Origin of the sequence: Bartonella sp. DGB1 (assembly GCF_041345015.1) — a bacterium.
Classification (GTDB): Bacteria; Pseudomonadota; Alphaproteobacteria; order Rhizobiales; family Rhizobiaceae; genus DGB1.
Genome location: NZ_CP166769.1, coordinates 1,150,618 through 1,173,768, shown reverse-complemented (window position 1 = coordinate 1,173,768; position 23,151 = coordinate 1,150,618). Strand labels below are relative to the sequence as shown.

Below are 23,151 nucleotides of genomic sequence, written 5' to 3'. Positions count from 1 at the left end.
AAATTATAAAATATTAGTATATAATTATTGCGATATGCTTTTAGCTAGTCCAAAAGATAGGTATTTCTTTAATATAATTTTGTAAGATATTGTTTTGTGTCAGATGATGAACGGCTCTTATTGAGAGGTGTTAATATTGCATGTTTCGCAACTATCTATTGTCTTTGGTGGAATATGTGGTTATTGTAAAGAAAAATAATAATATAATCTTTTAAATTATCTCTAAGTAAATCGGGTAGTATTTTGTTAATTAATAATTATTTTTATGTTAATAAAAATAAAACAAGTTATTATGCTATCATAATAGTAGGTTTGGTAGATTATTACATAAAATTTATTTTAAGTAACTAAAGTTTAATAGTATTAATATAAAATCTTATGGAAAACTGGAAAAGGGATTCTATATAGAAAATTTATAATAAATTACCTGCTTATTTTATAGCTAATTTAATGATTCTAAGTGTTGATTATTTTAGCTGAATGGTTTTCCTAAATAATTGCTTTTAGGAAAAACATTTGTTAGTCTAGTGAATGTTTAGGTTGGAGACGATTAAGAGTGAGAAAGAATAAATTAAATTTTTTGAGTCAATTTGTTATTGTTTTCGGCTTATTAGCGCCGGTATCTGTCGCGGCTGATACCCTAAAAGATGCTTTGTCTTTAGTTTACAGAAATAATCCAACAATTTTATCATTTAGAGCTTCATTGCGTGCCTCTGATGAAGATATAGCAATTGCTCAAGCGGCATTTAGACCCGCTATACAGCTAACAGCGGGCGTTAGTGGAACTGGTAAGAATGCTGCGAGCGGTTATAATGTGGGGCCAGTCGCTAATATTAGCATTTCGCAAAATATTTTTGCGGGCTTTGCTGATGTGAACAATCTTTCTGCGACTCAAATGCAAGTGTTAGCTAAACAAGCTAAGCTGCGAAAGCTGGAGCAGGATCAATTATTACTTGCTTTATCTACTTATGCGAATGTTGCTAGTATGAGAGATATTATAGATATTCGTAAAAAAGATGTTGAAGCAATGAAGGCTAGAGTTCAATCGAATAAAGCTAGCTTTAGTATAGGTGAGGGTACAAGAACAGCAGTTTCACAGGCTGAGGCTGCTCTCGCTAGATCTCGAGCTGCGCTAAGTCAATCGTTAGCCACGCTAGATTCATTAGAAGCAAGTTATCAGCAAATCATAGGGGTTAAGCCTGGCAAATTAGATCCTCCTAAAGTTTATTTTAGTCTTCCTAATAGTCTTGAGGAAATGATAGAAATTGCTTTAACAAATCATCCAGCGGTTGTTTCCTCTGGGTTTGTTGTGCGGTCCTTAGAGCATGTAGTGAAAGCTAATATAGGGCGTCTGCTTCCGTCAGTAAATGTTTCTGCAGGGGTTGATTATCGAAATAATGCTTTTATAGATGCAAATTGGACAGATAAAGTAACTTCGAGTGTAGGTGTTAATGTTGTAATTCCTCTGTATCAAGGTGGTCGTTCTACTGCTCAAGTTAGAAAAGCTAAACAAAATTTGTCTGCTGCGATATTTGATCTTGATGCTGCTCGTTTGTCTGTGAGGCAATCAGTAATAGAGGCATGGTCAAAGTTGCAAGGGGCTAAGGCTGCTTTGGTTGCTAATAAGGCGAATATAGAAGCTAGTAAGATTGCTATGGAGGGTGTTCTCGCTCAAAATAAAGTCGGCGAGGCTTCTACTTTAGATGTATTAGTGCAGAGAAATTCTTTAACTGATGCACGAATAGCTTATATTAATAATCAAAGAGATATTATTATAGCTAGTTATAATTTGTTGGCCGCTATGGGGCAATTTACAGTAGAGGTGATCGGCTTGAATGTAGAGAGATACGATCCTGATGCGACATAACCTAGATATATGATTTTTGATATTCACCGCGTAAGTTTATAAGCGGGTAGCTTGCCTATTAATTAGTAATAATGATTTGGATAATTTAAAAGATTTTTTTATTGTTATTCTTAATTGGAAAGATATCTGATAAATAGATTGAAGTAAGCTCTTTTTTGTGTAAAACTTAATTAATATCGATCGCTTAGTGGTTTGGTACTTTGTTTGTTAGGGTTAGTTTGTTATTTTAATCAGAGCGGGAAATTATAATTGTTATAATGAAAGTTGCGCATAATGGCTAAGAACCGTGAAGATTCTGATCAATCTATTGAAGTATTACTTAAATCTATCAGAAAAGCTATAGAAGATGATAAGGCTTGGCAAGATAATAATAAAAATATTGGCGCTGATCACTCACATAGCAAAAAGAAAGACACGTTAGATTATGTTGTCAGAGATGATAATCATAAGCAAAATTTAGCCTATAGTGAAGCTAGTAGAGATTTTGGTTATATCAATAATAATTCTATTGCAGAATATTCTAATAATAAGGAAATATTTAAAAATATTCACAATCAACCAGATAATCGCACGACGGATCTGCGCCATGTAGGTTTAAAGTCAGATCATAATAAGCTTGGATATGAAGAGCAGCGGTTCATTAATAATGCTAATCTGGTAGATGAGAATCGTAAACAAGATAATAATATCAGAAATGTTATTATTAATGATGAACAAGAGAATGAGAAAAGATTATTTGAAAATTTATTCTCTAAAGATTTTCCAGATGAAATATCAAATAGAGAGAATAATTTTTCAAGACAAATATCAGAAGATGATAGAGAAAACCAAACTAGGTACCTAGAGAATGCTTTAGAAAAGTCAATTGAAAAATTTATCAATAGTAAAGAAGCGGATCTTATGTATCTTATACAAGAATGGATTAAAATGCATTCTTCTAAAATAATGGAAAGAGTTATTAGGGAAGAAGTTCAAGAAAAACTCTCTAAAATTTTTAAAGCCAAAGAATAAACATAAATAAATAGGCGTATTGATGGTAGATAAAATATATGACTTTAAAAAATTCGAACAGGAAATAATTTCTTTATGGGAGAAAGAGAATGCTTTTGTAACAAATTCTCCAAATATAGATCCTGCTAATAATTATTCTGTAATTATGCCGCCGCCTAATGTAACCGGTAATCTTCATGTTGGTCATGCGTTAAATGGAACCATTCAAGATATTCTGGTTAGATTTGAAAGAATGCGCGGAAAAAATATTTTATTCCAACCGGGCTTAGATCATGCCGGTATCGCTACACAGATGGTTGTAGAGAGGCAGTTAGCTGCGCAGGGTGAGCCAGATAGATATGAGCTAGGGCGCGAGAAATTTATAGAAAAAATTTGGCAGTGGAAAGAGGATTTTGGGGGGCAGATAGTTAATCAATATAGTCGTTTAGGTGTCTCTTGTGATTGGAGTCGGCAACGTTTTACTATGGATAAGGGTAGTAGTGAGGCTGTTATTAAAGTATTTGTCACCTTATACAAAGATGGATTGATTTATAAAAATAAGAGATTGGTTAATTGGGATCCTAAATTACTTACAGCTATTTCTGATCTTGAGGTCGAAGTAAAAGAGGTGAAAGGTCATTTATGGTATGTCAGATATCCATTAAAAGATAAAGTATTTAATCCTTTAGACGATACAACTTACGTGGTAGTGGCTACTACTCGACCGGAAACTTTATTAGGTGATAGTGGTTTAGCGGTTAATCCGAATGATGATCGTTATCAGCATATTGTTAATAAGTTAGCAATATTACCATTGGTTGGACGTTGTCTTCCTATAGTGGCTGATGAATATGTTTCTATTGAATCTGGGTCTGGAGTAGTGAAAATGACTCCGGCGCATGATTTTAATGATTTTGAGGTGGGTGAGCGTCATAATTTATCTGTTATTAATATATTAACGGAAGAGGCAAAATTAAAGTTAGTTGATAATGATGAATTTTTACAAGGTTTAGAGCTGAACGATAATTTACAATCTTTAATTACTCAATTAGAAGGTAAATCAACTACTGATGCGCGTAATATATTAGTAGAGTTATTAACTAAATATGAATATATAGAAAAAGTTGAAGAACATATTCATAAAGTTCCTCATGGCGATCGTAGTGGTGTGGTGATAGAGCCATATCTAACAGAGCAATGGTATCTTAATGTTGATTCTATGTCTAAACAGGCTTTGAAGGCTGTAAAAGATGGTGATAGCAAATTTATTCCTTCAAGTTGGGATAAAACTTATTATAATTGGCTTAATGAAATTCGTCCTTGGTGTATTTCTCGACAATTATGGTGGGGGCATCAAATTCCTGCTTGGTATGGCCCTGATGGTAAAATATTTGTAGAAGAAACAGAAGATATGGCCAATAAGGCGGCGTTAGAATATTATGGAACTAAGGTCAGCTTAGTGAGAGATCCAGATGTTTTAGATACTTGGTTTTCTTCCTCTTTGTGGCCTTTTTCGACTTTAGGATGGCCTAATAATACGGAAGTGTTGAATCAATATTATCCTACTAATGTTTTAGTGACGGCTTTTGATATAATATTTTTTTGGGTAGCTAGAATGATGATGATGGGTCTTTACTTTATTGGTAAAGTGCCATTTAAAAATATTTATCTTCATCCATTGCTTAGGGATAAATACGGGGCTAAAATGTCTAAGTCAAAGGGTAATGTGATAGATCCTTTAGCGCTAATGGATAGTTATGGTACGGATTCGCTTAGATTCACTTTAGCAATTATGTCAGTACAGGGTCGAGATGTAAGATTGGATGAATCAAGGGTAGAGGGATATCGTAATTTTATTACTAAATTATGGAATGCTACTAGATTTGCAGAGATGCATGATTGTTTTTCCGTAGATGATTTTAATCCTTCTGCCGCTAAATTAGCTATTAATCAGTGGATATTAACCGAATTATCTAACACTAGATTACAGGTTGAAACAGCTTTAGAAGCTTATAAATTTAACGAGGCATCATTAGCGTTATATAGATTTACTTGGAATAGTCTTTGTGATTGGTATATTGAGTTAGCTAAGCCAATTTTAATGGATGAAAATCATTTAGATCGTGATGAGGTTAGGGGGTGCTTGCGTTTTTGTTTAGAGGCTGTATATAAATTATTGCATCCTTTTATGCCTTTTGTAACAGAATTTTTATGGAATAATACATTGGTAGAGGGAAAAAGAGAAAAAATATTAGCTCTAGTTTCATGGCCAAATTATAGTTTTGATTATCCTGAGTCTAAAACTGAATTAACTTATTTGATTGATTTGATTAGTGTTATTCGTTCTGCTAGGGCGCAGATGAATGTTCCAGCTAGCGCGCAAGTTCCTTTGTGGGCGGTGAATTTAAATCAGGATCTGCAGAATTTTCTTAGTAGATATGAATTGTTAATTAAGAGGTTAGCTAGAGTTAGTGAGATAATTTCCTCTACTGCGCCAGCAAAAGATGCCTTACAAATAATAGTAGGTGGAGATAGTTACAATATTTTAGTAGGTGAATTTATTGATCTAGATGTAGAAAAAGCCAGATTGCAAAAGAAAAAAGATAAATTATTAGCTGAGCGTATGAAGTTAATGGCTAAGTTAGAAAATCCTAAATTTATCGCTAATGCTTCAGAGATAGTCATTAGCAATGATAAAAATAGGTTGAATGCGTTAGATGTAGAGATAGAGGCTTTATCTAGAGCCCTAGCTGGTTTTATTTAAATTAAGTTTACTTTTCTAATATGAGCCATATTGGTACATGATCTGAGGGTTTTTCTTTTGCTCTTGTTTCTTTTTGAGCATAAGCGTCTTTTAATTTATTTATTACTTCTGGAGATACTAAAGCGTGATCTATTCTAATGCCGTTATTTTTTTCCCATGATCGTGCTTGATAATCCCAGAAAGTATAAATTTCGTCGTCGCTTTTTGCGCGAATAGCGTCAATAAAGCCTAGATTGAGTAGTTTGTGGTAGTAACTTCTAGATTTTGGTAAAAATACGGCATCTTGTGTCCATCTTTCAGGATATTTTGCATCTTTTTCAGTTGGTATAATATTATAGTCACCTATAAGTATTAATTTCTCTTCTAGCTTTATTAGTTTTGTCGCATATTCGATAAAATTTTCCATCCAGTCGCATTTATAGTGATATTTTTCTGATTCTATCGGATTTCCATTTGGGCAATATATTGAAGCTATTCTTATAATAAAGTTATTTATATCAAATAAGGCTTCTATATATCTTGCTTGTTGATTATGATCATATTGATCTAATCCTTTTTTTACTTCAATTGGAGAGCTTTTAGAAAAAATAGCAACGCCATTGAATGATTTTTGTCCGTATGTTTCAATGTGGTAACCCAGATCGGCAAAAAGTTCGACAGGAAAATTTTCATCAGTAGATTTAATTTCTTGTAAACACAAAATATCAGGCTGTTCATTTTTTAGCCATTCTATTAAATTTTGTGCTCTGGCTTTGATTCCATTTATATTCCAAGAGGCTATTCTTATTTTTGTCATTATCATACTCACAATTATTAATAATAATATTATTAAGGCATTTTTCTTATTTAATTATTAATAATATTATTTTTTTTAAAAAAAATGTATAAATTATAATATTAATCTTGACGAATGAAAAAAATATCGTTATTGATAATCATAAGCTGATGTGAGCAATTTATTTTAAAAAGCCTTTTTTTAAAGATATTCCTCAAACACAGCTTATAAGTAAAAAAATAAAACATTGTTAGATGTATGAGACTTTTAGTCTCCTCTGCTTTTGTTGGTTTTTTCGTTATTGCGAATGCCATGTTTTTTTATATATTGAATTGTAACCTTTTAGGTAAATGTAATAGAAGAAGGAAGGTTGAATGCCTACCGTAAACCAGTTGATTCGTAAGCCACGTATTGCGCCAGTTAAGCGTAATAAAGTTCCGGCATTGCAAGCAAACCCACAAAAACGTGGAGTTTGTACTCGTGTTTATACAACTACACCTAAAAAGCCTAATTCGGCTCTTCGTAAAGTTGCGAAGGTTCGTTTAACTAACGGCTTTGAGGTTATTGGTTATATACCTGGAGAGGGTCATAACTTGCAAGAGCACTCTGTAGTTATGCTACGCGGTGGTCGTGTTAAAGACTTACCAGGTGTTCGTTATCATGTAATTCGTGGTGTTTTAGATACACAAGGTGTTAAAAATCGTAAGCAACGTCGCTCCAAATATGGTGCGAAGCGTCCTAAATAATTGAGAGACCAGAAATATGTCCCGACGTCATAGAGCAGAAAAAAGAGAAATAAATCCAGATCCAAAGTTTGGAGATGTGGTTATTGGTAAATTTATGAATTCAATTATGCTTGATGGAAAGAAATCTGTAGCTGAGCGTATTGTTTATGGTGCGCTGGATTTGGTTGAAGAAAAGAGCAAAAAAGATCCGTTAGAGGTTTTTCATCGTGCACTAGAGAATGTTGCCCCTCATTTAGAAGTTCGCTCTCGCCGTGTTGGTGGTGCTACTTATCAGGTTCCTGTAGATGTTAGAGCTGATCGACGTCAGGCGCTTGCTATACGCTGGTTGGTTTCTGCTGCGCGTTCACGTGGTGAGACAACAATGATGGAGCGTTTATGTGGTGAATTTTTAGATGCTTCCAATAATCGCGGTGCTGCAGTTAAGAAGCGTGAAGATGTTCGTAAAATGGCAGAGGCTAATCGTGCTTTTGCTCATTATCGTTGGTAGTTTAATTGTAGGGTGATTTTAGATGGCTCGTGAGTATAAAATAGAAGACTACCGTAACTTCGGTATTATGGCGCATATTGATGCGGGAAAGACTACCACTACAGAGCGTATATTATATTATACTGGTAAGTCTCATAAAATCGGTGAGGTTCATGATGGTGCTGCTACCATGGACTGGATGGAGCAGGAGCAGGAGCGTGGTATTACTATTACTTCTGCAGCTACAACGACTTTTTGGAAAGGTCGTAACGGTAAAGAGTGTAGATTTAATATTATTGATACTCCAGGGCACGTTGATTTTACTATTGAAGTTGAACGTTCTTTGCGTGTTTTGGATGGTGCTATAGCTCTTTTAGATGCTAATGCTGGTGTTGAGCCCCAAACAGAAACTGTTTGGCGTCAAGCAGCGAAATATTGTGTTCCGCGTATGATTTTTGTTAATAAAATGGACAAAATTGGTGCGGATTTTTTTCGTTCTGTTGAAATGATAGGTAGTCGTTTAGGTGCTAAGGCTTTGGTAATGCAGTTGCCTATTGGTGCGGAAAACGATTTTAAAGGTGTTATTGATTTAATAGAAATGAAAGCACTTATTTGGCGTGATGAAAGTTTAGGTGCATCTTGGGATGTTCTTGATATTCCTGCTGAATATATGTCTGATGCTGAGAAATATCGTGAAAAGCTAATTGAGATGGCTGTTGAAGTTGATGAGGCTGCAATGGAATCTTATTTAGAAGGTAATACTCCTGATAATGATACTCTAAGAGATTTAATTCGTCGTGGCACTTGTAGTGTTGATTTTCATCCTGTATTTTGTGGTTCTGCTTTTAAAAATAAAGGTGTTCAGCCTTTATTGGATGCTGTTATAGATTATTTGCCTTCTCCTGTAGATGTTCCTGCAATTAAGGGTATTGATCCAAAGACAGATGCTGAAATTACTCGCGAATCTTCTGATGAAGCTCCATTATCAATGCTTGCTTTTAAGATTATGAATGATCCATTTGTTGGTTCTTTAACTTTTTGCCGTATTTACTCAGGTCGTTTAACTAAAGGTGTATCTTTAGAAAATACTGTAAAAGGTAAAAGGGAAAGAATTGGACGTATGTTGCAGATGCACTCTAATTCACGTGAAGATATTGAAGAAGCGTTTGCAGGTGATATTGTTGCCTTTGCTGGACTTAAAGAGACTACCACAGGTGATACTTTGTGCGATCCTTTAAAGCCGGTTATTTTGGAACGTATGGAATTTCCTGAGCCGGTTATTGAAATTGCTATTGAGCCAAAGACTAAAGCTGATCAGGAGAAAATGGGTTTAGCGCTAAATCGTTTAGCTGCTGAGGATCCTTCTTTCCGTGTTAAGTCAGATACAGAATCAGGTCAAACTATCATAGCTGGTATGGGCGAGTTGCATTTGGATATTATTGTTGATCGTATGAAGCGTGAATTTAAAGTTGAGGCTAATATAGGTCAACCGCAAGTTGCTTATCGTGAGACGATTACTCGTCAAGCAGAAGTTGACTATACTCATAAGAAGCAATCTGGTGGGTCAGGTCAATTTGCACGTGTTAAAATTATTTTTGAACCACATGATGAGGATGATTTCTTATTTGAGTCTAAAATCGTTGGTGGTGCTGTACCTAAGGAATATATTCCTGGTGTTGAAAAGGGTATAGCTAGTGTGATGGGTTCAGGTCCGTTAGCTGGTTTCCCTATGTTAGGTGTGAAAGCTACTTTAATTGATGGTGCTTATCATGATGTTGATTCTTCTGTGTTAGCATTTGAAATTGCAGCTCGTGCAGCTTTCCGTGAAAGTGCGCAAAAAACAGGTGCTCAATTGTTAGAGCCTATTATGAAAGTTGAAGTAGTAACGCCAGAAGATTATGTAGGTGATGTTATTGGTGATTTAAATTCTCGCCGTGGACAAATTTCTGGTACAGATTCTCGTGGTATTGCGACTGTCATTAATGCGATGGTTCCGCTTGCTAATATGTTCGGTTACGTAAATAATTTGCGTTCTATGAGCCAAGGTCGTGCACAATATACCATGCAATTTGATCATTATGATCCGGTTCCTCCAGCGGTTGCGCAGGAGATTCAGAAGAAGTTTGCCTAAGATTAGGTGTGAAGATTAATCGTTGATAGCGAAGAAAGTAATGGAGAAGCCCAATGGCTAAAAGTAAATTTGAGAGAACAAAGCCGCACGTAAATGTTGGTACTATTGGTCACGTTGACCATGGTAAGACCTCATTAACCGCTGCGATTACAAAATACTTTGGTGAGTTTAGAGCTTATGATCAAATTGATGCTGCACCAGAAGAAAAAGCACGTGGTATAACTATTTCAGCAGCCCATGTTGAATATGAGACAGAGAATCGTCACTATGCCCACGTTGATTGTCCAGGTCACGCAGATTATGTAAAAAATATGATTACTGGTGCGGCTCAAATGGATGGCGCTATTCTCGTTGTTTCAGCAGCCGATGGTCCAATGCCGCAGACACGTGAACATATTTTGCTAGCTCACCAAGTTGGTGTTCCAGCTATGGTTGTCTTCATGAATAAGGTTGACCAGGTTGATGATGAAGAATTATTAGAATTAGTAGAATTAGAGTTACGTGAACTTTTAACTAATTATGATTTTCCTGGTGATGAAATTCCAATTATTAGAGGTTCAGCTCTTGCAGCTTTAGAAGATAGTGATAAGACAATAGGTGAAGATGCTATTCGTGCATTAGTTGCTGCTATTGATTCTTACATTCCTATTCCTGAACGTCCAATTGATCAGCCGTTCTTAATGCCTATAGAAGATGTATTTTCTATTTCTGGTCGCGGTACAGTTGTTACCGGTCGTATTGAGCGTGGTGTTATTAAGGTTGGTGAGGAAGTTGAAATTTTAGGTATCCGTGATACAGTTAAAACTACTATCACAGGTGTTGAAATGTTCCGTAAGCTTCTTGATCAAGGTCAAGCAGGTGATAATGTAGGCGCTTTATTGCGTGGTATTGACCGTGAAGGTGTTGAGCGTGGTCAGGTTTTAGCTAAACCTGGTAGTGTTACTCCTCATACTAAATTCCAGGCAGAAGCTTATATTCTAACAAAAGAAGAAGGTGGTCGTCATACACCATTTTTAACTAATTATCGTCCACAGTTTTATTTCCGTACAACCGATGTTACTGGCGTTGTTACTCTTCCAGCAAATGTTGAAATGGTTATGCCAGGTGATAATGTTGCAATGGATGTTACTCTTATTTCTCCTATAGCAATGGAAGAAAAACTTCGTTTTGCTATTCGTGAAGGTGGTCGTACTGTTGGTGCAGGTGTTGTATCTAAAATTATTGAATAATAATGGTAATGGTGCTATGTTATAGCACTCAATTAAGGGATGTAGTAAAATGAACGGTCAAAATATTCGTATTCGCTTAAAAGCGTTTGACCATAGGATACTAGATGCGTCAACCCGTGAGATTGTCTCTACGGCAAAACGTACTGGGGCTAATGTACGTGGTCCTATTCCACTACCAACACGTATAGAGAAGTTCACGGTTAACCGTGGACCTCATGGAAACAAGAAGAGTCGTGAGCAATTTGAGGTGCGTACACATAAACGTCTTCTTGATATCGTTGATCCAACTCCTCAGACAGTTGATGCTTTAATGAAGCTAGATTTGTCTGCTGGTGTTGATGTTGAAATTAAGCTGTAAGCAGGTGATGGCGGAAGGAACGAACCCTATGCGTTCAGGTGTTATTGCAAAAAAAATGGGAATGACTCGTATATATAATGATGCGGGAGAACATATACCGGTGACAGTTCTTCAAATGGAGTCTTGTCAGGTATTAGCCCAGAGAACAATTGAAAAAAATGGATATATAGCAGTCCAATTAGGTGCTGGTGTATCTAAAGTTAAAAATGTAACTAAAGCTCTTCGTGGACATTTTGCGAAAGCTTCAGTTGAGCCAAAAGCGAAATTTGCAGAATTTAGAGTTTCTGCTGAAAATCTGCTAGAGGTTGGTGCTGAATTGACAGCTGAACATTTTGTCGTTGGACAAAAAGTTGATGTTGTTGGTACCTCCGTTGGTAAGGGTTTCGCTGGTGTTATGAAACGTCATAATTTTGGTGGTCATAGAGCATCTCATGGTAACTCTATTACTCATCGAGCTCATGGTTCAACTGGTCAGTGTCAAGACCCTGGTAAAGTTTTCAAGGGCAAGAAGATGGCTGGTCAGATGGGTAATGTACGTGTTACAACACAGAATTTAGAAGTTATTTCTACTGATGTGGCTAGAGGTCTTATCTTAGTTCGTGGTTCAGTTCCTGGTTCTGCTGGTGGGTGGATTTTAGTTAAAGATGCTGTTAAAAGTCCTTTGCCTGAGAATGCTCCGAAGCCAGCTGGTCTTCGTCAGCTAGTGAAAGATGAGAATTTATCAAATGAAAATAATAATGATCGAGCTTCTGATGACGTTATTTCGCAAACTAGTGAAGGAGCTGAATAATGAATTTTGAGGTTACAACACTTGATGGTTCTACTTCAGGTAAAGTTGAATTGTCAGAGCATTTATTTGGTTTAGAGCCTCGTGAGGACATACTCCAACGTGTTGTTCGTTGGCAGTTAGCTCGTCGTCAGCAGGGAACACATAGTGTTTTAGGTAGAGCTGATATCGCTCGTACTGGTTCTAAAATGTATAAGCAAAAAGGTACAGGTCGTGCTAGGCATTCTTCTGCTAGAGCTCCTCAGTTTCGTGGTGGTGGTAAAGCTCATGGTCCTGTGGTTCGTAGCCATGCTCATGATTTGCCTAAAAAGCTACGGGCTTTAGGTTTACGACATGCTTTGTCTGCAAAACTTAAGTCTTCAGATTTAGTTATTGTTGATAGTTTTGCAGCAAGTGATGAAAAGACTAAATTTTTACGGAATCAATTAACTAAATTAGGTTTTGAAAATGCTCTTTTCATTGATGGTAAGGTAATTGATACTAATTTTTCTCGTGCGGCAAGAAATATCCCTAATATAGATATATTACCTGTACAAGGTATTAATGTATATGATATATTGCGACGTACTAAATTAGTATTGTCTAAATCAGCTTTAGATTTACTTGAGGAGCGTTTCAATGACAGATCTTAAACATTATGATGTAATATTAAGCCCTGTTGTTACGGAAAAATCAACTTTGGTTAGTGAACATAATCAAGTTATTTTCAATGTATCTAAAAAGGCAACTAAACCTGAAATTAAGGCCGCAATTGAGTCTTTATTTGGTGTTAAGGTGCTTTCAGTTAATACGTTGGTTCGTAAAGGGAAAGAAAAGCGCTTTCGTGGGCTGTTAGGACGTCGTTCTGATGAAAAGAAGGCTATAGTTAAACTTGCTGATGGCGATGTAATCGACGTATCGAGCAATCTTTAGGCAGGTTTAGGAGTAGATAAAATGGCATTAAAAAGTTTTAATCCGACCACACCCGGGCAACGACAACTTGTTATTGTAGATCGTTCTTCTTTGTATAAAGGAAAACCGGTTAAAAAATTAACAGAAGGTTTGCAATCTAAAGGTGGTCGTAATAATCTAGGTCGTATCACTGCACGTTTTCAAGGTGGTGGTCATAAACGCACTTACCGATTAATAGATTTTAAACGTCGTAAAGCTGATGTTAAAGCTTGTGTTGAGCGTATTGAGTATGATCCTAATCGCACTTCTTTTATAGCGTTAATTCGTTACGAAGATGGAGAATTAAGTTATATATTAGCTCCGCAACGTTTGGCTGTTGGTGATGTTGTTGTTTCTGGGGCTGTTGCTGATGTGAAGCCCGGTAATGCAATGCCTTTAGGGTCAATACCTGTAGGTACTATAGTTCATAATGTTGAATTAAAACCTGGTAAAGGTGGTCAAATTGCCCGTTCAGCTGGTTCTTATGTCCAGTTAGTTGGTAGAGATCAAGGTATGGTAATTTTACGTTTGAATTCTGGTGAGCAGCGTTTAGTTTCTAGTCTTTGTTATGCAACTGTTGGTGCTGTTTCTAATCCTGATCATTTAAATATTAAAGATGGGAAGGCAGGTCGCTCTCGGTGGCGTGGTAAGCGTCCTCATGTTCGCGGTGTTGCTATGAATCCTATTGATCACCCACATGGTGGTGGTGAAGGTCGTACATCTGGTGGACGTCATCCTGTTTCTCCTTGGGGTAAACCTACAAAGGGTAAGAGAACTCGTTCAAATAAAACGACAGATAAATTTATCATGCGCTCACGTCATCAGCGCAAGAAATAGGAGAGGAAGCTACTATGGCTCGTTCAGTTTGGAAAGGACCTTTTGTTGACGGCTATCTTCTAAAGAAGGCTGAGAAGGTTCGCGAAAGTGGTCGCAATGAAGTGATTAAAATATGGAGCCGTCGCTCTACTATTTTACCTCAATTTGTTGGCTTGACCTTTGGTGTATATAATGGTAATAAACATGTACCAGTCTTGGTTTCAGAGGAAATGATAGGTCATAAATTTGGAGAATTTGCTCCAACTCGTACTTATTATGGACATGGTGCAGACAAGAAGGCTAAGAGGAAATAAAGATGGGTAAATCTAAAACCCCACGTCAACTTGCTGAGAATGAGGCTAAGGCAGTTACTCGTATGATAAGAATTAGTCCTCAGAAATTAAATTTGGTTGCTACTTTAATTCGTGGTAAAAAGGTCGAGAAAGCTTTGGCAGACTTAACTTTTTCCCGTAAACGTATAGCTGCTACAGTTAAAAAGACCTTGGAATCTGCTATAGCTAATGCAGAGAATAATCATGATTTAAATATCGATTCTTTGGTTGTTTCTGAAGCTTATGTAGGTAAGGCAATGGTTATGAAGAGATTTCATGTTCGTGGTCGTGGTCGTTCTAGCCGTATAGAAAAGCCTTTTTCAAATTTGACGATTGTCGTCCGTGAAGTATTAAATAAAGAGGAGGCAGCATAATGGGTCAGAAAGTTAATCCAGTAGCGCTTCGTTTAGGTGTTAATCGTACTTGGGATTCTCGCTGGTATGCTAATACAGGTGAATATGGTAAGCTTTTACAAGAAGATATTAAAATCAGAGATTTTCTTGTAAAGGAATTGAAGGTTGCTGGTATTTCTAAAGTTGTTGTTGAGCGTCCTCATAAAAAATGCCGTGTTATCATTCATGCCGGTCGTCCTGGTTTGATCATTGGTAAAAAAGGTGCTGATATTGAGAAATTACGTGCCAAAATTTCAAAGATGACTGATTCAGAGACAATGCTAAGTATTGTAGAGGTTCGTAAACCAGAGACAGATGCAGTATTAATAGCTCAGTCCATAGCACAACAATTAGAACGTCGTGTAGCTTTTCGTCGTGCAATGAAACGGGCTGTTCAATCAGCGTTACGTTTGGGCGCAGAAGGTATCCGTATTAATTGTTCCGGTCGTTTAGGTGGAGCTGAGATTGCTCGTATGGAGTGGTATCGTGAAGGTCGTGTTCCTTTGCATACACTTCGTGCTGATATAGATTATGGTACAGCAGAAGCTTTAACCGCATATGGTATTTGTGGTGTTAAAGTTTGGGTTTTTAAAGGTGAAATTTTAGAGCATGATCCGATGGCATCAGAGCGTCGCTCTTTGGAGAATAATAAAGGTTTTTCTCCTCGTCGTAAAGATAATGCTTAATATAATGAATTGGAGTAAGAATCATGTTGCAGCCTAAGCGCACAAAGTTTCGTAAGCAATTCAAGGGTCGTATTCACGGTGCTTCGAAGGGTGGAACGGATCTTAATTTTGGTACATATGGATTAAAGGCTTTAGAGCCCGAGCGTGTAACTGCGCGTCAAATAGAAGCTGCACGTCGCGCTATCACTCGTCATATGAAGCGTGCTGGCCGGGTTTGGATACGTATTTTTCCAGATCTTCCAGTTACAAGTAAGCCGACAGAAGTTCGTATGGGTAAAGGTAAGGGCAGTGTTGACTATTGGGCAGCCCGCGTTGCTCCGGGTCGTATAATGTTTGAATTAGATGGTGTTTCTGAAGAGATCGCTAGAGAAGCTTTTCGTCTTGGTGCTGCTAAGTTACCAGTTAAAACGAGGTTTATTCAGCGTATTTCAGACTAAGGAGTTTATTTATGAAGGCTTCAGATGTAAGAGCTAAGACGCAAGATGAGTTAATTGAAGAATTAGGTCATCTCAAGAAAGAGCAATTTAATTTGCGTTTTCAGCAGGCAACCGGTCAGTTGGAAAAGATTTCTCGTGTTAAGCAAGTTCGTCGTGATATTTCACGTATAAAAACTATTATGCGTGAAAGAGCGGCTAAAAACTAAATTAAGGAATTAAGAAGATGCCAAAACGCATTTTGCAAGGTGTTGTTGTTAGTGATAAAAGCGACAAAACCGTAGTAGTTAGAGTAGAGCGTCGTTATTCTCATCCTTTGCTTCAGAAGATTGTTCGTCAATCTCGTAAATATAAAGCACATGATGAAAATAATCGTTTTAAAGTAGGTGATGTAGTTTCTATTGAAGAATCAGCACCTATCTCTAAAGATAAATGTTGGATTGTTGTGGAATAATCAATAATTCTATATTGAGTGTTAGATATTTATAAAATTTATAAAAATATGTGATAAATTTTATAAAATATTTAAAGGTTATTTGACAAGTGGTTACGAATGTGCGAAAAGGATGTTCATATTTGCTTGTTAGTTTATTTTGTTAAGTAAAGAAGGCGACCAGTCATGATACAGATGCAAACAAACCTCGACGTTGCGGACAACTCCGGAGCCCGTCGTGTCATGTGCATCAAAGTTTTAGGCGGCTCTAAACGTAGATATGCATCAGTAGGAGATATTATAGTTGTCTCCGTTAAAGAGGCTATTCCACGAGGGCGCGTTAAAAAAGGTGATGTGATGAAAGCTGTTGTTGTTCGTACAGCGAAGGATATACGTCGGTTAGATGGTAGTGTTATTCGTTTTGATAAGAATGCGGCGGTTCTAATAGATAATAAAAAAGAGCCTATAGGTACACGTATTTTTGGACCTGTTCCACGTGAATTGCGCGCTAAGAGTCATATGAAGATTCTTTCATTGGCGCCTGAAGTCTTGTAGGGGTTTAGGATGAATAAGATACGTAAAAATGATAAGGTCGTTGTTCTTACTGGTAAGGATAAAGGTCAGGTTAGTGAAGTGCTTAAGGTTATGCCTAAAGAAGGTTTAGCTTTGGTTCGTGGAATTAATATTGTAAAGCGTCATCAAAAGCCAACTCGTGATTCTGAAGGGGGTATTATTCCAAAAGAAGCCCCTATTCATTTATCTAATTTAGCGCTTTTGGATCCTAAAGATGGCAAAGCCACTCGTGTTGGTTTCCGCATCAATTCTGAAGGAAAGAAGGTTCGTGTGGCTAGGCGTTCAGGAGAATTGATCGATGGCTGATGTAAAATTAGAACCTCGTTTGAGAAAATATTATAATGAAGTTGTTAGGCAGGATCTTTTATCTCAGTTTAACTATAGTAATCCTATGTCAATACCTAGGGTTGATAAGATAGTTATCAATATGGGTGTAGGTGAAGCAACGGCTGATTCTAAAAAACCAGCATCTGCTGCTGCTGATTTATCTTTGATAGTTGGTCAGCGTGCTGTTGTTACTAGAGCTCGTCGTTCTGTTGCAACTTTTAAGGTTCGCGAAGGTATGCCAATAGGTGCAAAAGTTACCCTTCGTCGTGAAAAAATGTACGAATTTTTGGATCGCTTAATAAATGTTGCGTTACCAAGGGTTCGTGACTTTAGGGGTTTAAACCCAAAAAGCTTTGATGGTCGTGGTAATTTTGCCATGGGACTTAAAGAGCATATTGTGTTCCCAGAGATTAACTATGATAAAGTTAGTCAGATCTGGGGTATGGATATAATCGTTTGTACGACAGCGAAAACGGATGTTGAAGCACGTGAATTATTACGTTGTTTGAATTTTCCCTTTTCTAAGTAACGGCAATCGTAGCGAGGTATATTATGGCAAAAGTTAGTGCCGTTGAAAAGAATAAACGTCGAATGGAGTTAGTAAAACTCTATAAGTCTAAGCGTTCACGCTTGAAAGCGATCGTTATGGATCGTAATCTTTCTTTAGATGAGCGTTTTCGCGCAAATTTAAAATTGGCAGAGTTGCCACGCAATTCTGCTGAGAATAGGGTTCATAATCGTTGTGAAGTTACAGGTCGTCCAAGGGCTTATTATCGTAAGCTTAGGATGTCACGTATAGCACTTCGTGAGCTTGGGTCTCAGGGTCGTATTCCTGGTTTAGTTAAGTCTAGTTGGTAAGGGTATTATTATGGCTGTTTCAGATCCTATTGGAGATATGTTGACACGAATTCGTAATGCAATGTCTCGTCGTCATTTGCGCGTATCTACGCCAGCTTCGGGATTACGTGTTCGTGTTTTAGATGTTTTACAGGCAGAAGGTTATATCCGTGGTTATGAGCGGAAAGATTTAGATCATGGTAAAGCTGAGATAGATATTGAGTTGAAATACTACGAAGGTACTCCTGTTATACGTAAGATTAGTCGTGTTTCAAAACCTGGTCGTCGTGTTTATGTTTCTGCTAAAGCAATACCTAATGTGGCTAATGGTTTGGGTATTTCTATTTTGTCGACTTCGCAAGGAGTTATGGCAGATCATGAAGCCCGTGATCGAAATGTTGGTGGTGAGCTTTTGTGTCAGATTTTTTAATCTGCTAAGATGCTTGTTGGTTTGTAATAATTGAGTAAATTTACTCGGAAATAAAAGACAGGTTAAAAAATGTCTCGTATTGGAAAAAAGCCGATTATTATTCCTCAGGGTGTGACAATATCCGTTGAAGGTCAAATTGTTAAAGCTAAGGGCTCTAAAGGTGAGTTGTCTTATGTTGTTAATGATGAGGTTTTAATAAATTTTGAAGAAAATTCTATTTCTGTATCACCTAAAGATGATTCTAAAGATGCTCGTTCTAAGTGGGGTATGTCTCGTTCTATGATTGAAAATATAATCATAGGAGTTAAAGATGGCTTTGAAAAACGTTTAGAAATTAGTGGGGTTGGTTATCGTGCAGCAATGCAAGGTAAAGATCTTCAGCTTTCTTTAGGTTTTAGTCATGAGGTTATTTATAGAGTTCCTTCAGGTGTTGTTGTTTCAGTTCCTAAGCCAACAGAAATTGTTGTTTCAGGTATCGATAAGCAACAAGTAGGTCATGTTTCTGCGGAAATAAGGAAGTATCGTGGTCCTGAACCTTATAAAGGTAAGGGTGTAAGATATGCGAATGAAAAAATTGTTCGCAAAGAAGGTAAGAAGAAATAAGGGATCGTTATAATGTCATCTCAGAAAGAAAAAGTCCAACGTCGTGCTCAAAGGGTTCGTCGTAAAATTAAATCAGTTGCAGATGGTCGTTTGCGTTTGAGTGTTTATCGTTCAAATCAAAATATCTATGCTCAAGTAATAGATGATTCTAAAGGTCATACAATTGTTTCTAGTTCAACTTTAGATGCTTCGTTAAAAGGGCAATTGAAATCTTCTGCTGATAAAGCAGCCGCTGCTGCGGTAGGAAAGTTAATAGCTGAACGTGCTTTAGCTGTTGGAATTAAAGAAGTTGTTTTTGATCGTGGATCTTATATTTATCATGGTCGCGTTAAAGCTCTTGCTGATTCTGCTAGAGAAGGCGGACTGTTGTTTTAGTTGATAAGATATTTTGTTAATAATATTAGCAAAGTAGTGCTTCCGGAAAAGAAAAAGGATAGGATATGGCACCGAGAGAGAAAAATAGAGAAGATCGTGATAATGATCTAGTAGATAAACTAGTTCATATTAATCGTGTTGCAAAAGTTGTTAAGGGTGGTCGCCGTTTTGGTTTTGCTGCCCTTGTTGTGGTTGGTGATCAAAAGGGTCGAGTCGGTTTTGGTCATGGTAAAGCAAAAGAAGTTCCTGAAGCTATTAGAAAAGCTACCGATGCTGCTCGTAAAAGTATGATTTTTGTTCCTTTGCGTTCAGGTCGTACTTTGCATCATGATATTTCAGGTCGTCATGGAGCTGGTAAAGTATTGTTACGTTCAGCTGCTGTTGGTACTGGTATTATTGCTGGTGGTCCGATGCGTGCTATTTTTGAAGCTGTTGGTATACAGGATGTTGTTGCTAAATCTTTGGGTTCGTCTAATCCTTATAATATGGTGAGAGCTACTTTTGATGCATTGAGTCATCAGGTTCATCCTAAGTTAGTTGCTTCTCAGCGCGGTATCAAATATTCCACATTACAATCTCGCCGTCAGCATCTTATTGGTTCTGAAGAATAATAGTGTAGTTTATATTTTAGGAATTGATATTATGGTTAAGAAGAAAAACGAAACTTTAAAAACACTAACTGTGGAGCAGATAGGTAGTCCTATACGCCGTCCTGCTATTCAGCGAGCTACCCTTATTGGGTTAGGATTGAATAAAATGCATCGTCGTCGTGTTCTTGAAGATACTTCTGCAATTAGAGGTATGATCAAAAAAGTAGAGCATTTAGTCCGTATTGTGGATGAAGGGCGTTAAGGTAGGAGTGAAATTATGAAATTAAATGAACTACGTGATTGTCTTGGTGCTACAAAGTCTCGTAAACGCGTTGGTCGCGGTATAGGTTCTGGTGTAGGTAAGACTGGCGGTCGTGGTGTTAAAGGTCAGAAGTCTCGTTCTGGTGTTTCGCTTAACGGTTTTGAAGGCGGTCAGATGCCTATTTATCGTCGTTTACCTAAAAGAGGCTTTAATAACTTATTTAGTAAGAAATATAATATTGTTTCTTTGGATAGGATTCAATTTGCTGTTGATTCTGGTTCTTTAACTATTGATAAAGTTATCACAGCTTCTCTTTTAAAAGAATTAGGAATTATTCGTCGTTTGAACGATGGCGTTCGTATCCTTTCTACTGGAGATCTAAAGCAACCTTTAAATTTTGAAGTTTCTGGAGCTTCTAAAGTTGCGATTCAAAAAATTGAAAAATCTGGCGGATCAATTAAATTATTAACAGTATAGTTTTTTGAGGGAGTTTTCCCTCAAAATTTATTTTTTAGGAAGAACATAGGAGACAGTACAGTAATGGCATCATCTGCAGAGCAACTTGCATCTAATATGAATCTTTCCACTTTTTCTAAAGCTAAAGAGTTAAAAGCACGTTTGTGGTTTACCCTTTGTGCTCTTATTGTATATCGTTTTGGAACTTATGTTCCTATTCCAGGTATTAATGCTGATGCCTTATATAATTTATTTACACAGCATTCTGGTGGCGTGTTAGGTCTATTTAATATGTTTGCTGGTGGTGCTATAGGGCGTATGGCTATTTTTGCTTTAGGAATTATGCCTTATATTTCTGCCTCAATTATTATACAAATTCTTTCATCTGTGCTACCGCAGTTAGAAGCTATCAAAAAAGATGGTGAAAGCGGTCGACAATTGTTAAATCAGTATACTCGTTATTTGACGGTTTTATTTGCGGTTATTCAAGGGGTTGGTTTATCATTTGGCCTGCAGTCTAGTGCGGGTTTAGTTTCAAACCCTGGTAGCTTTTTTATAGTTTCTACTACTATTACCATTGTTGGCGGTACCGTTTTTCTAATGTGGTTAGGGGAGCAGATAACTTCTCGTGGTATTGGTAATGGTATATCTTTGATAATTTTTGCTGGTATAGTCGCTGAACTTCCTGCAGCTTTTTCTGCTACAATGGAGCTAGGAAGAACAGGTGCTTTATCAAGTTTTACTATTTTAGGTATTTTGTTATTTATCGTTGCAGTTATAGGTGTTATCGTTTATTTTGAACGTGCTCAACGTCGTTTGCTTATTCAATATCCGAAACGTCAAGTTGGTAGGCAATTGCTTCAAGGTGAGACATCTCATTTACCATTAAAGTTGAATACAGCGGGTGTTATTCCTCCGATATTCGCCTCTGCTATTTTATTGATGCCTACTACTATTGTTGGTTTTACTTCCGCTGAAAATATTCCTCAATGGTTGTCAGTAATTTTAGGTCAATTAAGTCATGGTCAATTGCTGTATATGATCTTATTTGCTGTGCTTATGGTGTTCTTCTGCTTTTTTTACACTGCTATTGTTTTTAATCCTACTGATACAGCTAACCAATTGAAACAACATTCCGGTTTTATTCCTGGTATAAGACCAGGCGAAAAGACAGCGGAATATATTGATTATGTTTTGACCAGAATAACAGTTTTAGGTGCTATATATATAGTTTGCGTTGCTTTGTTTCCTGAGTTGTTATTATCAGCTACAGGTGTTCCACTTCATTTAGGAGGTACATCATTGTTAATTATGGTTAATGTTGCTTTGGATACAGTGTCGCAGATTCAAAGTCATTTAATCTCACAACAATATGCTGGTTTATTAAAAAAGAGTCGTTTGAAGGGTAATCGTCAAGGAGGAAGACGTTTAAGATGAATATAATTTTATTAGGTTCACCCGGTTCTGGTAAAGGAACTCAAGCTAAAATATTAATGGAAAAATATAATGTTGCTCATTTATCAACAGGAGATATGTTGCGTTCTGCTGTAAAGGTTGGTGATGCATTTGGTAAAGATATTGAGGCTAAAATTAAAGAAGGTTTGTTAATATCTGATGCTATAGTTGAAAAATTAATTGCCGATTCTATTAATAATTTACCTGCAGGTAAAGGATTTATTTTAGATGGCTATCCTAGAAATTTAGTTCAAGCTGAGGGTTTAACTAAATTATTTTTAGATAAAAATATTAAGTTGGATGCAGTTATTGAAATTCGCGTTGATGAAGATATTTTATTTTCTAGAATTGAATCCCGTGTTAAAGATGCTCAAAGTACAGGGCAAGTAGCGCGGTTAGATGATTCTGTCGAAGTTTTAGAAAAAAGATTAGCTGAATATAGAAGTAAAACAGCACCAGTAGCAGCTTATTATAATAATCTAGGCAAGTTGGATGTTGTTGACGGAATGCTTACTATACCAGAGGTCACCGCGGCTATAGAAGCTAAAATACAAAAAAGATGTAAATAACAAGATTTTATGTCTTTCTATTGACTTTTTTGTAAAATTTGTTAAAAGTAAGAACTAGTAATTTAATATGTGTATATCCTTATTTAGGATAGAGTAGAATTTAAAGGAGATTAAGCGTGGCTCGTATTGCTGGCGTTAATATCCCTACGAATAAAAGAGTGGTTATAGCTCTTCAGTATATTCATGGGATTGGACCTAATTTTTCGCAGAAGATAGTGGATAGTGTTAACATTCCATCTTCTAAGCGTGTTAATGAATTAACCGATGCAGAAATTTTGCGGATCCGTGAAGCTATAGATCGTGATTACCAAGTAGAAGGCGATTTGCGTCGTGAAGTTTCTATGAATGTTAAACGATTAATGGATTTAGGTTGTTATCGTGGTTTAAGGCATCGTCGTTCGCTACCAGTAAGAGGTCAGCGTACTCATACTAATGCTCGTACCCGTAAAGGTCCTGCAAAAGCTATAGCAGGTAAGAAGAAATAATTCCTATTAAGTTCAGCTAAAATTAGCTGGTAGGTGTAGCCACTGGGGATACG

The 23,151-nt window shown here is 36.8% G+C and carries 32 protein-coding genes; 31 read left to right on the top strand and 1 reads right to left on the bottom strand.

Features of this window, described 5'->3' with window-relative positions:
- The first annotated feature begins 556 nt into the window (after positions 1-556).
- From AB6T46_RS05935 to AB6T46_RS05925, 3 genes are all read left to right on the top strand, one after another.
- On the top strand, positions 557-1,867 hold the full coding sequence (locus AB6T46_RS05935; RefSeq protein ID WP_370931228.1) for a TolC family outer membrane protein: 1,311 nt from the start codon (positions 557-559) through the stop codon (positions 1,865-1,867).
- 273 nt (positions 1,868-2,140) lie between these two features.
- Positions 2,141-2,878: a hypothetical protein gene (locus AB6T46_RS05930; RefSeq protein WP_370931227.1), complete on the top strand. Its 738-nt coding sequence runs from the start codon at positions 2,141-2,143 to the stop codon at positions 2,876-2,878.
- A 22-nt stretch (positions 2,879-2,900) separates the two neighbouring features.
- Positions 2,901-5,621 (top strand): valine--tRNA ligase, encoded by a 2,721-nt coding sequence (locus tag AB6T46_RS05925; RefSeq protein WP_370931226.1) that lies wholly within the window; start codon positions 2,901-2,903, stop codon positions 5,619-5,621.
- 7 nt (positions 5,622-5,628) lie between these two features.
- Here AB6T46_RS05925 and xth read toward each other — a convergent pair whose 3' ends face one another.
- Positions 5,629-6,408, bottom strand: a complete 780-nt coding sequence (gene xth / locus AB6T46_RS05920) for an exodeoxyribonuclease III (RefSeq protein ID WP_370932055.1) — start codon at positions 6,406-6,408, stop codon at positions 5,629-5,631.
- Between the two features lie 362 nt (positions 6,409-6,770).
- On the opposite strand from xth, the gene rpsL reads away from it, so the two are divergent.
- From rpsL to rpsM, 28 genes are all read left to right on the top strand, one after another.
- Positions 6,771-7,142, top strand: a complete 372-nt coding sequence (gene rpsL, locus AB6T46_RS05915) for a 30S ribosomal protein S12 (RefSeq protein ID WP_370931225.1) — start codon at positions 6,771-6,773, stop codon at positions 7,140-7,142.
- Positions 7,143-7,158: 16 nt separating this feature from the next.
- Entirely contained in the window at positions 7,159-7,629 is a 471-nt protein-coding gene (gene rpsG / locus AB6T46_RS05910) for a 30S ribosomal protein S7 (protein ID WP_370931224.1), read from the top strand.
- 22 nt (positions 7,630-7,651) lie between these two features.
- Positions 7,652-9,739, top strand: coding sequence for an elongation factor G (fusA, locus tag AB6T46_RS05905; protein WP_370931223.1), 2,088 nt, complete (start codon positions 7,652-7,654; stop codon positions 9,737-9,739).
- A 53-nt stretch (positions 9,740-9,792) separates the two neighbouring features.
- Positions 9,793-10,968, top strand: coding sequence for an elongation factor Tu (tuf, locus tag AB6T46_RS05900; RefSeq protein WP_370931222.1), 1,176 nt, complete (start codon positions 9,793-9,795; stop codon positions 10,966-10,968).
- A 49-nt stretch (positions 10,969-11,017) separates the two neighbouring features.
- A complete protein-coding gene (gene rpsJ, locus AB6T46_RS05895) occupies positions 11,018-11,326 on the top strand; it encodes a 30S ribosomal protein S10 (protein WP_370931221.1) in 309 nt (102 codons plus the stop codon).
- Positions 11,327-11,354: 28 nt separating this feature from the next.
- Positions 11,355-12,116, top strand: a complete 762-nt coding sequence (rplC, locus tag AB6T46_RS05890) for a 50S ribosomal protein L3 (protein ID WP_370932054.1) — start codon at positions 11,355-11,357, stop codon at positions 12,114-12,116.
- Positions 12,116-12,745 (top strand): 50S ribosomal protein L4, encoded by a 630-nt coding sequence (gene rplD, locus AB6T46_RS05885; RefSeq protein ID WP_370931220.1) that lies wholly within the window; start codon positions 12,116-12,118, stop codon positions 12,743-12,745. The genes rplC and rplD overlap by 1 nt, the downstream gene beginning before the upstream one ends.
- Complete coding sequence (locus AB6T46_RS05880; protein WP_370931219.1) at positions 12,732-13,025, top strand: 50S ribosomal protein L23; 294 nt, start codon at positions 12,732-12,734, stop codon at positions 13,023-13,025. The genes rplD and AB6T46_RS05880 overlap by 14 nt, the downstream gene beginning before the upstream one ends.
- A gap of 21 nt (positions 13,026-13,046) precedes the next feature.
- Positions 13,047-13,880: a 50S ribosomal protein L2 gene (gene rplB / locus AB6T46_RS05875; protein WP_370931218.1), complete on the top strand. Its 834-nt coding sequence runs from the start codon at positions 13,047-13,049 to the stop codon at positions 13,878-13,880.
- Between the two features lie 14 nt (positions 13,881-13,894).
- Entirely contained in the window at positions 13,895-14,173 is a 279-nt protein-coding gene (gene rpsS, locus AB6T46_RS05870; RefSeq protein WP_370931217.1) for a 30S ribosomal protein S19, read from the top strand.
- A 2-nt stretch (positions 14,174-14,175) separates the two neighbouring features.
- Positions 14,176-14,565 carry a 50S ribosomal protein L22 gene (gene rplV, locus AB6T46_RS05865; protein WP_370931216.1) on the top strand — a complete coding sequence of 130 codons (390 nt, stop codon included), beginning with the start codon at positions 14,176-14,178 and terminating at the stop codon, positions 14,563-14,565.
- Positions 14,565-15,269 (top strand): 30S ribosomal protein S3, encoded by a 705-nt coding sequence (gene rpsC / locus AB6T46_RS05860; protein WP_370931215.1) that lies wholly within the window; start codon positions 14,565-14,567, stop codon positions 15,267-15,269. The genes rplV and rpsC overlap by 1 nt, the downstream gene beginning before the upstream one ends.
- 23 nt (positions 15,270-15,292) lie before the next feature.
- Positions 15,293-15,706: a 50S ribosomal protein L16 gene (gene rplP / locus AB6T46_RS05855; protein WP_370931214.1), complete on the top strand. Its 414-nt coding sequence runs from the start codon at positions 15,293-15,295 to the stop codon at positions 15,704-15,706.
- 11 nt (positions 15,707-15,717) lie between these two features.
- Positions 15,718-15,912 (top strand): 50S ribosomal protein L29, encoded by a 195-nt coding sequence (rpmC, locus tag AB6T46_RS05850; RefSeq protein ID WP_370931213.1) that lies wholly within the window; start codon positions 15,718-15,720, stop codon positions 15,910-15,912.
- 17 nt (positions 15,913-15,929) lie between these two features.
- Complete coding sequence (gene rpsQ / locus AB6T46_RS05845) at positions 15,930-16,157, top strand: 30S ribosomal protein S17 (RefSeq protein WP_370931212.1); 228 nt, start codon at positions 15,930-15,932, stop codon at positions 16,155-16,157.
- A 165-nt stretch (positions 16,158-16,322) separates the two neighbouring features.
- Positions 16,323-16,691 carry a 50S ribosomal protein L14 gene (gene rplN / locus AB6T46_RS05840; RefSeq protein ID WP_370931211.1) on the top strand — a complete coding sequence of 123 codons (369 nt, stop codon included), beginning with the start codon at positions 16,323-16,325 and terminating at the stop codon, positions 16,689-16,691.
- 9 nt (positions 16,692-16,700) lie between these two features.
- Positions 16,701-17,015 (top strand): 50S ribosomal protein L24, encoded by a 315-nt coding sequence (rplX, locus tag AB6T46_RS05835; RefSeq protein ID WP_370931210.1) that lies wholly within the window; start codon positions 16,701-16,703, stop codon positions 17,013-17,015.
- A complete protein-coding gene (gene rplE / locus AB6T46_RS05830; protein ID WP_370931209.1) occupies positions 17,008-17,565 on the top strand; it encodes a 50S ribosomal protein L5 in 558 nt (185 codons plus the stop codon). Before rplX ends, rplE begins: the two co-directional genes overlap by 8 nt.
- 23 nt (positions 17,566-17,588) lie before the next feature.
- Positions 17,589-17,894 carry a 30S ribosomal protein S14 gene (gene rpsN / locus AB6T46_RS05825; RefSeq protein ID WP_370931208.1) on the top strand — a complete coding sequence of 102 codons (306 nt, stop codon included), beginning with the start codon at positions 17,589-17,591 and terminating at the stop codon, positions 17,892-17,894.
- Positions 17,895-17,904: 10 nt separating this feature from the next.
- The gene (gene rpsH / locus AB6T46_RS05820) at positions 17,905-18,303 is read left to right on the top strand and encodes a 30S ribosomal protein S8 (protein WP_370931207.1); all 399 of its coding nucleotides are present in this window, start codon (positions 17,905-17,907) and stop codon (positions 18,301-18,303) included.
- A 69-nt stretch (positions 18,304-18,372) separates the two neighbouring features.
- On the top strand, positions 18,373-18,906 hold the full coding sequence (rplF, locus tag AB6T46_RS05815) for a 50S ribosomal protein L6 (protein ID WP_370931206.1): 534 nt from the start codon (positions 18,373-18,375) through the stop codon (positions 18,904-18,906).
- A gap of 12 nt (positions 18,907-18,918) precedes the next feature.
- Positions 18,919-19,281: a 50S ribosomal protein L18 gene (gene rplR / locus AB6T46_RS05810; protein WP_370931205.1), complete on the top strand. Its 363-nt coding sequence runs from the start codon at positions 18,919-18,921 to the stop codon at positions 19,279-19,281.
- A gap of 65 nt (positions 19,282-19,346) precedes the next feature.
- Positions 19,347-19,892 (top strand): 30S ribosomal protein S5, encoded by a 546-nt coding sequence (rpsE, locus tag AB6T46_RS05805; RefSeq protein WP_370931204.1) that lies wholly within the window; start codon positions 19,347-19,349, stop codon positions 19,890-19,892.
- Between the two features lie 31 nt (positions 19,893-19,923).
- Positions 19,924-20,133, top strand: coding sequence for a 50S ribosomal protein L30 (rpmD, locus tag AB6T46_RS05800; RefSeq protein WP_370931203.1), 210 nt, complete (start codon positions 19,924-19,926; stop codon positions 20,131-20,133).
- A gap of 15 nt (positions 20,134-20,148) precedes the next feature.
- Entirely contained in the window at positions 20,149-20,610 is a 462-nt protein-coding gene (gene rplO, locus AB6T46_RS05795; RefSeq protein ID WP_370931202.1) for a 50S ribosomal protein L15, read from the top strand.
- A gap of 63 nt (positions 20,611-20,673) precedes the next feature.
- Entirely contained in the window at positions 20,674-22,026 is a 1,353-nt protein-coding gene (gene secY / locus AB6T46_RS05790) for a preprotein translocase subunit SecY (protein WP_370931201.1), read from the top strand.
- The gene (locus AB6T46_RS05785; protein WP_370931200.1) at positions 22,023-22,613 is read left to right on the top strand and encodes an adenylate kinase; all 591 of its coding nucleotides are present in this window, start codon (positions 22,023-22,025) and stop codon (positions 22,611-22,613) included. The genes secY and AB6T46_RS05785 overlap by 4 nt, the downstream gene beginning before the upstream one ends.
- Positions 22,614-22,729: 116 nt before the next feature.
- Positions 22,730-23,098, top strand: coding sequence for a 30S ribosomal protein S13 (gene rpsM, locus AB6T46_RS05780; RefSeq protein WP_370931199.1), 369 nt, complete (start codon positions 22,730-22,732; stop codon positions 23,096-23,098).
- Positions 23,099-23,151 lie beyond the last annotated feature (53 nt).